Annotated in this window: 14 protein-coding genes; 9 read left to right on the forward strand and 5 right to left on the reverse strand. The window is 66.6% G+C overall.

The genetic code is table 11. The features are described 5' to 3' along the window. Nucleotides 1–149 precede the first annotated feature (149 nt). Entirely contained in the window at nucleotides 150–470 is a 321-nt protein-coding gene (locus N5D91_RS11635) for a hypothetical protein (protein WP_110712790.1), read from the forward strand. Nucleotides 471–483: 13 nt separating this feature from the next. On the opposite strand, the gene N5D91_RS11640 is transcribed toward N5D91_RS11635, so the two are convergent. Continuing rightward, nucleotides 484–1,467, reverse strand: coding sequence for a hypothetical protein (locus tag N5D91_RS11640; RefSeq protein WP_153856008.1), 984 nt, complete (start codon nucleotides 1,465–1,467; stop codon nucleotides 484–486). A 138-nt stretch (nucleotides 1,468–1,605) separates the two neighbouring features. Here N5D91_RS11640 and N5D91_RS11645 point away from each other — a divergent pair, with 138 nt between their 5' ends. Both N5D91_RS11645 and N5D91_RS11650 read left to right on the forward strand, forming a co-directional pair. Next, a complete protein-coding gene (locus N5D91_RS11645) occupies nucleotides 1,606–2,571 on the forward strand; it encodes a DUF2268 domain-containing putative Zn-dependent protease (protein WP_180854832.1) in 966 nt (321 codons plus the stop codon). Nucleotides 2,572–2,620: 49 nt separating this feature from the next. After that, the gene (locus N5D91_RS11650; protein WP_180854833.1) at nucleotides 2,621–3,403 is read left to right on the forward strand and encodes an SGNH/GDSL hydrolase family protein; all 783 of its coding nucleotides are present in this window, start codon (nucleotides 2,621–2,623) and stop codon (nucleotides 3,401–3,403) included. Here N5D91_RS11650 and N5D91_RS11655 read toward each other — a convergent pair. Continuing rightward, a complete protein-coding gene (locus N5D91_RS11655) occupies nucleotides 3,378–4,262 on the reverse strand; it encodes a LysR family transcriptional regulator (protein WP_180854834.1) in 885 nt (294 codons plus the stop codon). The two genes, N5D91_RS11650 and N5D91_RS11655, sit on opposite strands and share 26 nt — an antisense overlap. A gap of 104 nt (nucleotides 4,263–4,366) precedes the next feature. Here N5D91_RS11655 and N5D91_RS11660 point away from each other — a divergent pair, with 104 nt between their 5' ends. After that, on the forward strand, nucleotides 4,367–5,500 hold the full coding sequence (locus tag N5D91_RS11660) for an agmatine deiminase family protein (protein ID WP_180854835.1): 1,134 nt from the start codon (nucleotides 4,367–4,369) through the stop codon (nucleotides 5,498–5,500). A gap of 6 nt (nucleotides 5,501–5,506) precedes the next feature. Here the strand turns inward: N5D91_RS11660 and N5D91_RS11665 are convergent, their stop codons facing one another. Continuing rightward, on the reverse strand, nucleotides 5,507–6,052 hold the full coding sequence (locus N5D91_RS11665; protein ID WP_180854836.1) for a thioesterase family protein: 546 nt from the start codon (nucleotides 6,050–6,052) through the stop codon (nucleotides 5,507–5,509). Nucleotides 6,053–6,121: 69 nt separating this feature from the next. On the opposite strand from N5D91_RS11665, the gene N5D91_RS11670 reads away from it, so the two are divergent. The 5 genes from N5D91_RS11670 to N5D91_RS11690 all read left to right on the forward strand — a co-directional run bounded on the left by N5D91_RS11670 (nucleotide 6,122) and on the right by N5D91_RS11690 (nucleotide 9,836). Beyond that, the gene (locus tag N5D91_RS11670; protein ID WP_180854837.1) at nucleotides 6,122–6,697 is read left to right on the forward strand and encodes a TetR/AcrR family transcriptional regulator; all 576 of its coding nucleotides are present in this window, start codon (nucleotides 6,122–6,124) and stop codon (nucleotides 6,695–6,697) included. A 52-nt stretch (nucleotides 6,698–6,749) separates the two neighbouring features. After that, nucleotides 6,750–7,133, forward strand: a complete 384-nt coding sequence (locus N5D91_RS11675; protein WP_180854838.1) for a nuclear transport factor 2 family protein — start codon at nucleotides 6,750–6,752, stop codon at nucleotides 7,131–7,133. A gap of 153 nt (nucleotides 7,134–7,286) precedes the next feature. Then, the gene (locus N5D91_RS11680; protein WP_180854839.1) at nucleotides 7,287–8,066 is read left to right on the forward strand and encodes a hypothetical protein; all 780 of its coding nucleotides are present in this window, start codon (nucleotides 7,287–7,289) and stop codon (nucleotides 8,064–8,066) included. A gap of 52 nt (nucleotides 8,067–8,118) precedes the next feature. Next, nucleotides 8,119–8,964, forward strand: a complete 846-nt coding sequence (locus N5D91_RS11685; protein ID WP_180854840.1) for an energy transducer TonB — start codon at nucleotides 8,119–8,121, stop codon at nucleotides 8,962–8,964. Beyond that, complete coding sequence (locus tag N5D91_RS11690) at nucleotides 8,964–9,836, forward strand: hypothetical protein (protein ID WP_180854841.1); 873 nt, start codon at nucleotides 8,964–8,966, stop codon at nucleotides 9,834–9,836. Before N5D91_RS11685 ends, N5D91_RS11690 begins: the two co-directional genes overlap by 1 nt. A gap of 48 nt (nucleotides 9,837–9,884) precedes the next feature. On the opposite strand, the gene N5D91_RS11695 is transcribed toward N5D91_RS11690, so the two are convergent. Then, entirely contained in the window at nucleotides 9,885–11,996 is a 2,112-nt protein-coding gene (locus tag N5D91_RS11695) for a TonB-dependent receptor (protein WP_180854842.1), read from the reverse strand. A 126-nt stretch (nucleotides 11,997–12,122) separates the two neighbouring features. Then, a complete protein-coding gene (locus tag N5D91_RS11700) occupies nucleotides 12,123–13,559 on the reverse strand; it encodes a serine hydrolase domain-containing protein (protein ID WP_180854844.1) in 1,437 nt (478 codons plus the stop codon). Nucleotides 13,560–13,598: the final 39 nt, after the last annotated feature.

A 13,598-nucleotide genomic window follows, 5' to 3' on the forward strand; every position in this document is an offset into this window, starting at 1 on the left:
AGCCCGTGCTCGGTTGCTTGTTCGCCTGTAAACAGATTGAAGTGCTCTCCAATCAACTGTGGAGACTCGGTAACGACGTGTTACCGGCACATTCGCAGGCCATGAAAATGGTCTAGTCTGATCGTGTAAGTCCGTCCCGGGTCGATGCAATGAAAGCCATCCTTCTTGCTGCAGCGTTGTCGTTGGTCCTGGTCTCAACTGCAAGTGCTCAGCCGCTGCCTGCCGAGCTGGCGCAGCTGGGGATCATCGCCGGCATGCCTTACGCCAAGGCCAAGCGCCTGCTGGACGCCGCCGGCTGGCAGGCGAAGCCGGCGCAGGGCGCGCCGGAGTCACTGGAAGGCTTTCCCGAAGTCGGATGCCAGAAAGGCGGAAAGCAGTGCGCAACGACGTTTGAAAAGGGCGAACAGCAGGTCGCGGTGCGGCTGGGCACTACCCTGGCAGGGCAGCCGTTCGTGCAGGGCGCTGACTGAGCGTCTGCCGCACTCACGCCAGCGGTAAACGGTCCTGCGCGTGCGCCAAACGATCATGCAGCTCGCGCACGTGCTCGGCCTTGGCATTCACCTGGGTGGCATCACCGAAGCTGCGCAGATAGGCGCAGGCCGCGAAGCCGGCGCTCTTCTTTTCGTACTCGGCAATCCAGGCCAGTCGATCCGGGTTGTTGGCCTGTTCGGCTGACCACGCGGCCACCGGCGGGCGGATGCGGTACTTCAGGCCCACGCGCCACGGCTTCGGGGTCAGTCGCGCACGGAAGCAGTGCTGCAGCCGGCACATGCGTGCATACAGGGGGTCGGTGCCCAGTGCCTTGAAGAACGCCTGCAGCTGCTCGTCCTCGGGCGAGAACGTGGCATGCATGGCGAGCACGCGCAGGCCAGCCGGCGTGCGGTAGGTGCGCAGGTGCCACTCCGGATGCTGTTCGCTGAAGGCCGCGACCCGCTGCAGGGCCACGCCTTCGGCGCCGCCGGCTGCGGCCAGGCGGCGCTTGCGCTGCATCAGCATCGCGGTGTTCACCAGCACCACGGCCGCCACACCCAATACCAGTCCCACCAGCCAGTGCCACAGCAGGGTGCCGATGATGGCGCCAGCGAACAGCAGCACCGCGGCGATGAGAGCGGGCATCACGCAACCCGCGGGTGGTTGCGCATGGTCGATGTCGGCAAACAGTACGTCCGGTGTGTTCAGGCACAGCGCCCCGTAGCTGTTGCGGGTGATGATGACATCGCCGTCGCGCCGTACGATCTGCTCGCGGATCGGCACCCCCTCCACGCCGTAGTTGCTGCGCACTTCGCGGCGCGGCAGCGCCTGCCCTGCAAGGATGGCGTTGAGCGCTTCGTTGGCACGGCGGTCGGCGTGCGCCTGAGCTTCGGCAGGGCTTTCGTCGGACCAGCCGAAGCGGCGCACGACCACCGGCCGGCCGCGGAAGCGGGCCTGCAGACGGGCTTCGGCCCAGTACGCGGGAACGATCATCATCGTGCGGTGCTCCATCTTCCATGGCAGGTGCCGAAGCGAGTCTGGCACAGCGGAGGGGCGCCCGCATCCGACTGCTGCGGCGGGCTGGGTGGAGTGATAGATTGCGCGCTTCGCATGCACTCCACCAAGGACGGAGCGATGTCCACGATCCTGCGCGGCCTGTTGGCCCTGGCCTGTGCCGGGGCGGTGGGTGTGGCCACGGCGGCGGTACCGGCAGGGCCGCAGATCCTCACCGAGGATGTCAGTCGTTTCTATGCACTTTATGACAGCGCCGGCGGCAAGCCCAATGTTGCGCAGCTGCGTGGATACCTGGCCGAAGGGTCGGCTGGCCTGGCGGAGTTGGCCAAGGCGCGTCGGGTCACGCCCGAACGCATTGCCGAGTCCATCGCCAGCCAGCCCGAGCTGTATGCTCAGGGACGAAACTGCCTGGCCGAACTGCCCGCGGTGAAACAACGCCTGACGCAGGTGTTTTCCAACCTGCAGGCGATCTACCCGCAGACCCGGTTCCCGCCGGTGACCATCGCGGTGGGCCGCGGCCGGCCGGTCGGGCTGACCTCGAAAAGCGGCGTGATCATCGGCCTGGAAGCGCTGTGCGCGGCCGACTTCATGAATCCCAATGTGCAGGACCGCTTCGTGCACGTGATCGCACACGAGTACGTGCACATCCAGCAGACCGGCCTGATCGACTTCGAGCCGGGAGATCCGCGGGCAACAGTGCTGCGCGTGTCGCTGGGCGAAGGCATCGCCGAGTTCATCACCGAACTGATTTCCGGCAACGTCGGCAATGGGCGAAATGCGGCGTGGACGCGCGGCAGGGAAGTGCATATCGAGAGCGCATTCGCACTGGATCTGGACAGCACCGATCTGTCGCCGTGGCTGTACAACTACAAGCCCGGTTCGCAGGAACCCTATGATCTGGGCTACTGGGTGGGCTACCGCATCGCCAAGGCCTATTACCTGCAGGCCAAGGACAAGCGTGACGCAGTGCGCGCGCTGATCCAGCAGGACAACCCGAAGACGATCCTGGCTGCCAGCGGATGGACGCCGGGCATGTGGATGCCGGCCAAGGTGACCGGTGTGGCGGCGCGGTCGGCGGCACGCTGAGCGCGGGGCCGCGCGCTAGACTGGCCCGGACATTCAAGGGAGAGACCCGATGCGTTCCGTGTCCGGCGGCCTGGCCGCGGTTGTCCTCGGTATCGCGCTGAGCGCCCATGGGGTGGCGGCCGATGCGCCCGCCATCAATCCGTTGTTGGTGGAACCTGTCGATCGCCTGCGCCCGGATGAGGTGCGCTTCATGCAGCAGCGCCTGGCCGATTGGCCGGAACTGCAGCGTTACCGCGACGCCAACGCACGACTGCCTGCCGCCGTACCGGGGCAACCACGCGTGGTGCTTTTCGGTGACTCGATCACCGAAGGCTGGGGCAGGGAAGGCAGCGAAGCGTTTTTCCCCGGCAAGGGCTGGCTCAACCGCGGCATCAGCGGCCAGACCACGGCGCAGATGCTGGTGCGTTTCCCGCAGGACGTGCTGGCACTGAAGCCACAGGTGGTGGTGATCCTGGCCGGCACCAACGACATTGCGGGCAACACCGGCCCCTCCACGCAGGCGATGATCGAAGACAACCTGCACGCGATGGTGGATCTGGCCCGTGCACATGGCATCGCCGTAGTGCTGGCATCGGTGCTGCCGGTCAGCGATTACCCGTGGCTGACGGGCACAATGCCTGCGCCCAAGGTGCGTGCATTGAACACGGCATTGAAGCGCTATGCCGATGCGAAGCAGCTGGTCTATCTGGACTACTACACGCCGATGGCCAATGCGGCTGGCGGGCTCGACCCGCAGTTGGCCGACGACGGCGTGCATCCCACGGCGAAGGGCTATGCGGTGATGGCGCCGCTGGCCGAGGCGGCGGTCAAGCGCGCGCTGCAGCAGAAGTAGCGTCAGCGGGCAGGCTCGACAGCAACCACTCACAGAAACTGATCACCAGCGGGTCTGCAGCGCTGTCCTCGTGCACCAGCCAGCTCCAGCGCGGGCCGCGCACGCTTGCATCATCCAATGGTTGCAGCAGGCCTTGTTCGCAGGCGCGCGCGGCAAGCAGTTCGCTGACCAGGGCGATGCCGAGACCCTGGCATGCGGCATCCAGCAGTTGCCCGGGCTCGGAGAAGTTCATGCCCTCGCGGCGCTGTCCGACATCGGCGCCGCCCTGTACCTGCCACTGGCTCCAGTCCATTTCGCGCTCGCCATGCAGGGTGAGGCGTTCGTGCACGGGCGTGGCCAGCAGGTCGGGATGGCAGGCCGGATAGAGGCGGTCCTGCAGCAGCACGCGATGCTGGCACTGCGCCTGTGAGTCGAGGTCATCGCGTACCGCCACGTCCAGCGTCTGCGTGGTCATGTCTGGTGCTTCCTCGCTGGTCAGCAGCCAGAGGTCGGCGTCGGGATGCAGGCAGTGGAACCCGGCCAGGCGCGGCACCAGCCAATGGCGGGCGAAGGCCGGGCTGGTGTTGACGATCAGTTGATTGGGCTTGCGGTACTGATCGAGCCGGCGGATGCCGCTGGCCAGCTGCCGCAGCAGTGCCTGCGTTGTTTCCAGCAGGTCGATGCCGGCGTCGGTGAGGGTGACGCTGCGGCCTTGCCGGAAGAACAGTGGTTGTTGCAGCGATGCCTCCAGGCCCCGGATCTGCTGGCTGATGGCCGACTGGGTCAGGTGCAGTTCCTCAGCCGCACGGTGGAAGCTGCCCAGGCGGGCGGCGGCCTCGAAACCCCGCAGGGCGTTCAGCGGTGGCCAGTGCTTGAGCATTCTGATAAGTAAAACTGTTCAATTGTCGGCTGAATCTATCGTTTGTTCTTATGTGTCGGCAAGGGCAGCATAGCGCCCATCCCGCACCGGCCCTGGAGCCCGTCATGAGCAACCGTCGTCACTTCCTCACCCAACTGGCGGGCGCCGCCGGCCTTGGCGGCCTGGCCGCTCTGGGCCTGGCCGGGCTGCCGGGTCGTGTATCCGCAGCAGGGCCAGGTACGGGGACTTGGCGCATGCCGGACGAGCACGGGCCGCAGGAACGCGTGTTCCTGGCCTTCGCCGCGCAACCGCGGGTGTGGGGCGCGCAGGCCGATGCGGTGAACACCGCCGTGGCGCGGCTGGCCCGCACCATCGCACGCCACCAGCCGGTCAGCGTGCTGTGCCGCCCTGCACAGCTCAAGCAGGCGCAGGACCGCTGCGGCCGCGACAACATCGAGTTCCTGGACGTGCCCTTGGATGACATCTGGGTGCGCGATTACGGTGGTTGCTTCGTCACCAATGACCGGGGCGGGCTGGGCCTGGTCGACTTCAACTTCAACGGCTGGGGCGGCAAGCAGAACGCGCGCAACGATGGCGCGGTGGCGCCGTGGCTGGCACAGGTGACCGGTGCGACGCTGCTGGAAAGCGATCTGGTGGGCGAGGGCGGTGGCATCGAAGTCGACGGCCACGGCACGGGCATCCTCACCGAAAGCTGCTGGGTCAACCGCAACCGCAATCCGGACGGGTCGCGCGCGGATATCGAGGCCGAGCTGAAGCACCACCTCGGCCTGCGCAAGGTGATCTGGCTGCCCGGTATCGCCGGCAAGGACATCACCGATGCACACGTGGATTTCTATGCGCGCTTCGTACGCCCGGGCGTGGTGATCGCCAATCTGGACAACGATCCGGAGTCCTACGATTACGACCTGACCCGCGAGCACCTGCAGATCCTGCGCGGGGCCACCGATGCCGACGGCCGTCGCCTGCAGGTGCATACGCTGCCGCCGCCGCTGGACGGACGCGACAACGTGCATACCCGCGACAACGACGATCTGGCGATGGGCTACATCAACTACCTGCCGATCAACGGCGCCGTGGTCGCACCGCAGTTCGGAGACGACGAAGCCGATGGATTCTGCCGTGAACTACTGGAAGACATGTATCCCGGCCGCGTGATCGAACAGGTGGATATCGATGCCATCGCCGGTGGCGGTGGTGGCATCCATTGCGTGACCAAGAACATGCCGAAGGTGGGCTGACGCGCCTCAGGCATCGTCCTGCTTCAATGCGGCATCGGCCGCCAGCAGCGCCTCGGCGGCCACACTGAGCGGCGGCGACGGCGGGGCGACCACGCCGATCGCTTCCATCATCTTCGGCATGCCCAGGAACTGCCGCGCACGGCGGTCGTAGATGCCGGTGACCAGCAGCGCGCGCGTGGCGATCTTCTGTTCGGCGCCGATCAGCACGCGTTGCTCCATGATGCCGCGCGAACCGACCCAGCCGACCAGCCGCGTTTCCAGGGTGAAGCGCTGGAATGGCTTGAGTTCGCGGCGGAACTGGATGGTGCCGGCACCGACGATCGGTGCCCACTTCTCGCGCAGCGCCACCTGGCCCAGGCCCATGCGCAGGATCAGGTCCAGCCGGCCCAGGTCGAAGATGTTCCAGTAGCGGCCGTTGGTCATGTGCAGGTTGCTGTCCAGGTCATTGGGCAGTACCCGGAACTGCAGCCGCGAAACCCCGAACGGCGCCTCCAGCTTGGGCCGGAACAGGCTGCACAGCAGCAGATGGAGCAGGCGGAACCAGAGATTCATGGTTATGACGACTGTTATAGAATCGCCGGTACGCTAATCTATGACGACTGTCCTGGCAAGGAGCCTGCCGTGAGCCCGCGTCCCTCTGATGCGCCACAACGCGTGATTGATGCTGCGGCACAGATGCTGGCGCGCGTGGGTCTCAATGCCACCAGCATCCGTGAGGTCACCAAGCTGGCCGAGGCACCGCTGGGCTCCACCTATCACCACTTTCCCGGCGGCAAGCAGGAGCTGTTGGCGCGTGCCACCCATATGGCCGGCGACAAGGTCGAAGCGCTGCTGGTGGGGCTGCTGAAGGGCGGCGCAGTGCAGGGCCTGCAGCAGTTCCTGGCGATGTGGCGCGAGCGCCTGCTGCGCACCGATTTCCGCGCTGGCTGCCCGGTGCTGGCCGCTGCGGTGGAGGAGCCGGTGGAGGCCATGCCCAGCCAGCCGCGTGCCGCTGCGGCCGAAGTGTTCGCGCGCTGGCAGGGCCATCTGGCGGCGGCGTTCGTCGCCGAAGGTCACGACCCGGCCGCGGCGGCGGGCCTGGCCAGCCTGGTGATTGCCAGCGTGGAAGGCGCGGTGGCGATGTGCCGCGCGCTGCAGGACATCGGCCCGTTCGACCAGGTGGCCGCGCAGTTGCTGAAAGCCGCTGCGCCGCCTTGATCCGGCTGCACGGTCGCGGGAGACTCGGCGCAGGCCCTGACTGGACGCCGCCATGGACGAATCGCACTGCCGCCACCTGATCGAGCACTACCTCCAGGCCTACAACCGCTTCGACATCGATGCCATGCTGGCGGTGCTGGCGCACAACGTGCGCTTCGAAAACCATAGCGGTGGCCAGCTGACGATGGTCACCGAAGGCATCGATGCCTTCGGTGAACTGGCGAGGCAATCGGCCCAGATGTTCCACGAGCGCGAGCAGCGGTTGCTTGAGCTGACGTTCGAGGATGATGTGGCGCTGGCCAGCATCGGCTGGCGTGGCGTGTTCGCGCAGGACATTCCAGATGGTCCCGGCGCGGGCACGGAACTGGCCCTGCAGGGACGCAGCGAGTTTGCTTTTGAGGACGGTCACATCGTGCGGATCATCGACCGCAGCTGAGGAACGGCCGCACAGGTCCGCCGTCTGGACAGCGGACCTGCCCGCGGTAGAATCCGCCCACCACCGCTTACGCGTGCCCGGCAAGGATGTCCGCATGCAGTATCAGGTTTTCGAGCTTCCACGCTGCACGATCCGCGGCATCCGTTGGCGCCGATGAAACGCACCCGTTTCTTTTCACGCAGCCCGTTGAAGTTGCCGATGAACCGCGGCAGTGAAGTCGTGCGCGCGCGGCAGCATCTGCAGCAACGCGGCTGGCCGCGCCTGCAGATGGCATTGATCGTGGCCTTGACCGGTGCGGCCGGTTTCCTTGCCTCGCATCTGCTGCGTCTGGCCGGTATCGACGCAATGCTGCTTCGCTATCCGATGGCCGTGCTGTTGGCCTATGGCGTGTTCCTGCTGCTGATGTGGATCTGGATCCGCTGGCGCTGGGACAACGTGCTGGATGGCCTGTCGCCGGATGTGGATAGTGGCAGCCCATCGCCTCGCGGAAGTGCCGTGGAATCACCGTGGAGCGGCGTCGGCGGCCGTTCCGGAGGTGGCGGTGCGTCAGCTTCGTGGAATGAGTCGGCGCGGGTCAGCGGCGGCGATGCCGGTGAGCTGCCGTTGACCGGCCTGGCCGAAGACGAAGCGGGCCTGCCGTTGCTCGCGATCCTCGGCATCGTCGCGCTGGTGGCGACCGTCCTGCTGGCCAGCGTGTGGGTGGTGTGGGCGGCGCCGGTGCTGATGGCCGAGCTGCTGGTGGACGCCGCCATCGCCGGTGGCCTGTACCGGCGCATGCAGGGCATGCAGGAGCAGGGATGGTGGCGGGTATGCGTGACGCACACGATCTGGCCGCTGCTCGGCCTGCTGCTGTTCTTTGCTGTGCTGGGTTGGCTTGCGCAGGCGCTGGCGCCAGGAGCGACCCACCTGCTGCAGGTCATTCAAGCGCTGTAGCGCCACGTTCCCGGCCGATATCCCAACCTGCTTCATTTCTTCGAGGAGCTTCATGCGACAGCGCATTGCACGGAAGCACATCCTGACGACAGCGGTCGTCCTGTTCGTGGCTGCTGGCGCAGCGCTGATGGCCAGCGTGCGCCCACAGTGGCGGCAGGATGTCAGCCCGCCTCCGATCAACCTGGGAACGGCACGGATGCAGGCCGAGGTGATGGCAGAGCTCATCGACCTGCGACCGACACCGCCAGGAAAGCCGCCGGTACCGCCGATTCCAATGAAGGCAGTCTCCTCCGCGATGCTGACCGGCAACAGTGGGTTCGCGATCGCGGAGGTGCCACTGGCAGATGTCGCGCCAGCACACTTCGAGCCGCGCGACCGGGAGCCCGACATGCCATTCGCTGTGATGGAATGGACTGCGCCTGCCTGCGGTGAAGGAGACCCCGCCCCGGTCTGCCAGGTTCGTCACAACGTCGTCGAGTGGCGCGATGATGACAGTGCGGCGTCCTTTCAACTTCAGCAGCATCTGGAGGCGATGCTGCAGGTTGCGAACCGCCGGGCTGTACGCGTACCCGACCTCGCGTTTGAGCTTGCGCATGTGCGAGCGCAACGGATGACGTGGGACGAGCTTCAGCAACGGCGCGCACGCGGCGTCGAGGGATGCACGGATGGCCCGGGCAAGCCGGATCTGGGCGTCGTCTATCTGCAGCGTCCTGTGTTCAGCCTGGACGGGAACTGGGCAATGGCATCGGTTGCCTCGGATCTGTGCAGTGGAGGAACGGCGATGCGCGTCCTCTACCTTCTGCACCGCAGCAAGGACGGATGGGAGCGTGTTCGAGTGGAGCCTGTCCGCTACATGAGCTTTGGCCACGGCCTGTGGCCCGCGTTGCCGGAGTCGTGATGACAGATTCCTCGTTCAAGCCAGACCGTGACTGCCAACAGCGGATCGCCTGGCGGCGCATTGCATCGTTGGCGGCGGCGCTGTCGGCTTTGGCTCTCATGGCCGGAATCTGCAGCCTGCGCCCGAGGTGGCAGCAGGAAATCGGTCCGCCGCCGGTCAACCTGGGAACCGCGCAGATGCAGGCTGAGGCGATGGCGCTGGTGATTCGGCAGGGTCCTCCATTCCGTCTTCCAGCCCCGCCAGTGCCGCAGCCGACGCCGGTTCTGCCATTGCCGTCGAGCGGCGTGCCCACCTCACCGCAGACGCCGTCCGCCCCCGCCGATCGATGGCGCCCGCAGGAGCAGCCGCAGTTGACCGACCCGGTGGGGCAGGACATCTACGTGATGGAGCAGACGTTGCCCTATTGCTGGCCGGGCAGCAGTGCCTCCACCTGCCAGGAGGTGGATGATCTGGTCCTGCCGCTGGACGACCGGTGGCCGCCGCAGATCCACGCGCTGCGGTTGCAGCTGCAGGCGGATCTGGTTCCTGCCAATCGCCGTCCCGCGCCAGTACTCGCAGCCGCATTGGCCGGTGCGCAGCGGATGGATGCCGAAGGTCTTCGAGCGCTGCGGGAGCGCGGGTGCGCATCAACGGCGCAGCAGCCGTCCCATCCGTATGATCAGTTCGTCCATCTGACCCGGCCCGTTTTCAGCGGCGATGGGCGGTGGGCCATGATCGCCGTCGCCTGGGATTCGTGCTCCGTCGATTTCGTCTACCGGGAGCTGGTCGTACTGCATCGGGAACAGGGACGCTGGATGAGCGAACCCCCGGAACGAGGTCTGGGCGGCGTATGGGATGGCCGCGTACTGCGGCCCTGGAAGTACGCCCATTGACGAGAGGGGCAGAGGGCGCCGGATCACACCCGGCGCCGCCTGCGGCCATCAGTCAAAGCGCCAGCGCACACCTGCATAGACGCCACGACCTTCGCCCGGCGTCGAGCGGGCGACATCCCTGCCGGCATCGTCGTAGCCCGGCGTGACCGTGGCGGCGTAGCGGCGATTGCCGATGTTGCGCATCTCCGCCCAGGCCTGCCAGCGGCCACCGGGTGCGTCGTAGCCGATGCGGCTGCCGAAGATCACACGGCTGTCGGCCCAGTAGCTGTTGGCGTAGTCGACGGCGATGCGCGAGGCGTATTCGGTATTGAGCGCAGCGTACAGGCCGGAGGCGTGATCGAAGCGCAGCTCGGCCTGGTAGGCGTGGCGCGGCAGGCCGGGCAGACGGTTGCTGCTGAAACGCGCATCGTGGCGATAGCGGAAGTCGCTGAAGGTGTACGCCTGGCGCAAGGACAGGCGGCCCGGCGCTGCCTGCCACAGCGTGCTGTCCAATCCGGCTTCGATGCCGCGGTGCACGGTGGGGCTGGCGTTGTTCTCTGCGATGAACAGGTTCGGTACCGGTTGCAGTTCGACACTGAGCAGTTCGTGGTTCACGTGTGCGTAGTAGCCGGTCAGTTCCCAGCGGCCCAGCACGGCGTCTCCGCGCGCACCCAGTTCCAGCGTGGTGGCGGTCTGGTTCTGCATCGGTACCGGCGCGCGCTGGCGGCCGGTGGACGGGCCATTGCCCGGCCCGAAGTACTGGTTGGAACCCCAGATCATCGACCACGGATGCGGTGCTTCCACCGAGCGGCTGAGGTTGCCGAACCACTGGGTCTGCGCGCTGTGCTGCCAGGTGAAGCCCAGTCGGGGCGCGTAGTCCCAGTCGCGGTCGCGCAGGCGGCCGCCGCTGCTCGGCCAGGTCACCTGCACATCGCGGCGGGTGTTGATCAGTGCCAGCCCGGTCTGCATGCGCAGGCGGTCGTTCAAGGTGAGGGTATTGCCGATGTGCAGCGTGCTGTCGGTGCCGTGGTGGCGGAAGTCACGCGTGCGCGTACCGGCGGCGTAGCCGTTGCTGGCAAAGCGCAGCGACTCGCGCACATCGGCGTCCAGATCGTGGGTGACGCGAAGGCCGACCGTGGTTTCGCTGTCCAGGCCGAACAGCCGGTGGCGATGGCGGTAGTCCAGCGTGGCGTTGAGGTTGGCGTAGTCCAACTGCTGGCGGTACAGGCTCTCGTTCAAGTCCATCGGGTACGTGTGGTAGACCAGCCCGGCCTGCAGCGAGGAATCCTCATCGATCTGCAGCGTGGTGACGTTGCCCAGCCACGTGCTGCCCGGCTGCGGGCGACGCGCATCGATGGCCAGATTGGCCGGGTTGACCGCATGCGGGTCGTTGCGGATCTGGTCGCGGGTCAGGCGACCGGGTGTTTCGTGATTGGTTTCGCGGTAGCGCACGAAGAAGCGCGTCTGCAGGTCGGGGGTGATCTGCCAGCCGATGTTGGCCATCGCGCCCTTGCCATCGCCGCGCGCATGGCGCTGGTAACCGTCGAATTCGGTATCGGTGTAGGCCAGGAAGTAGTCGACATCACCACTGACGCCGCCCCAGCTGATGCCGCGCTTCTGGTAGCCACGGCTGCCGGCTTCGTAGTGCAGCTGTACGCCCGCCGAATCACGACCGCTGCGGCTGACGTAGTCGATGGCACCGCCCAGCGCCAGCGCGCCGCGCTCGAAGCCGTTGGCGCCGCGCAGTACTTCCACGCGGGACAGCCACAGAGGTTCCAGCAGCTCGTAGGGCGTGCCGCCCGGGCCGGTCAGTGGCAGGCCGTCGATCGATACGGCGATACCCGAGGCATGCGCGCCCGGGCCACGGTTGATGCCCGAGCCACGGATCGAGATCTTGGTGCCCTCGTTGCCCGGCGACTGCGCGCTGATGCCCGGCTGGTAGGCCAGCATATCGGCACTGCTGGACAGTCGGCTGTCGGCCTTGGCCACGTCGATGACGTTGCTGGCGCCGGGTACGCGCTTCAGCGCCTCGCGCGCCTGGGCGCTGGCATCGGCAGCAGCGTTGACCTGCACGGCATCCAGCGTGGTGGCCTGCGGCGCAGCAGCGGCGGTGGTGGAGAGGCCAAGGGAAACGGCCAGGAACAACAGCGACGGGGTGGGGCGGTACGACGAGAGCGACATGCGGAAATGCTGTAAACCACGAAAGTGGCGCGCAAGTTAACAGGTCGGCGGCCCCGCGTCACCCACCGCTCGCGTATGGGTGACGTGGCATCCATGTAGAGTCGAGCCATGCTCGACTGCTTTTCTCTACGGAGCAGGCTTCGCCAGCGCCTTGGCCTTTGCATACAGCCGATCAGCCGTTTCCTTCTCACCCAGCGCGGCATGGCACTCGGCCAGGCTGTCCCAGGCATTGGCCGAATCCGGATACAGCTCGGTGTTGAGCGTGAACACCTTCACCGCCTTGCGTGCACCGAGACTTTCGCGGATGGCATACCCATCGGCATTGATCGCGCCTTCCAGCTCGCTGGCAGCAACCTTGTTGCTGTCGCGCAGCCAGCGATGCACTGCTTCGGCCGCGCCGGCGCTGTCATCCAGCGCATACGCGATCAGTCGCTCGGACAATACCGCATGCGGAAACTCCTCCGGCGCGGCCACCGCCATCGTGCTCTCGACCAGCGTGCTCGACCAGACATTGCGGGCGCTGCCGTTGGTCAGGTACACGAACACCCAGTAGCCGCTGGCCAGGGTGCCCTTGTAGGCCAGCCGCGCACGTACACGGGTGCCGCCATCGTGGCCGACCTGGGTGTAGCCGTCGCTGCGGGTAGTGTCCCAGCCCGTGGAGAAGAAATTGCTGCCGCCGCCGGCCAGTTTCTGCGGCTGCCAGAGTTTTTCCAGGGTCGCCGTGCGCAGCAGCTTGCCGGTCGCCAGCGCCTGCAGGAAACGGTTCATGTCACCCACGGTGGTCTGCAGATCGGCATGGCCCCAACCGTAGTCCGGCCAGGGGTCTTCGTTCGCTGGCTGCAGCTGGCCGTCCTTGCCGATGTACGGCACCGCTGCGCGCTGCACCGGCACGTTGGCTGCTCCCCATGAAGTGCGGGTCATCTTCAGCGGCTGCAGGATGCGTTCGCGTGCAATGGCCGGGTAGGGCTTGCGGTAATGCGCTTCCAGCAAGGCGGTCAGCACCAGGTAGTTGGCCTGCGTGTACTGCACGCGGCTGCCGGTGGCGAACTGCATCGGCGCCGCCGCAGCCACCTTCAGCGCAGCTGCAAGGTCGGGCGCCACACCGGGGTAGCCCTTGCTCACCCAGCGGTTGTCCACCCGGTCGTAGTACTCGCCGATGCCCGAGCTGTGGTTGAGGAAATCGCGCACGCGGATCGCCTGCCAGGCTGCAGGCAGGTCCGGCACAAAGCGGCTGGCCGGTGCGTCAAGATCCACCTTGCCCTGGTCGACCAGCTGCATCACCAGTGTGCTGGTCAGCAGCTTGGCCATCGATTGCGCGGCGAAGATGGTATCGACAGTGGCAGGCGCATGGGCAGCGGGATCGCGTTCGCCGCTGGCGCCCTGATAAAGCACCTGGCCGTTGTGTGCGACCAGTACCGCCTGGCCGGCGATGCCGTAGCGCTCGCGGTTGGCCTGCAGTTGGGTGTCGAGCTGAGCAGAGAGAGTGCCGGGAGCGCCACGTGCAGAAGCGATCGGAACGGCGAAGAGGGCACAGAGCAATGCGGCAGCAAGGGTGCGGTACATCGCGGTGATCCGTCGACGGTGATGGCGCATGTTGGTCAC

Source organism: Stenotrophomonas sp. GD03794 (genome assembly GCF_029842145.1).
GTDB classification, from domain to species: domain Bacteria; phylum Pseudomonadota; class Gammaproteobacteria; order Xanthomonadales; family Xanthomonadaceae; genus Stenotrophomonas; species Stenotrophomonas riyadhensis.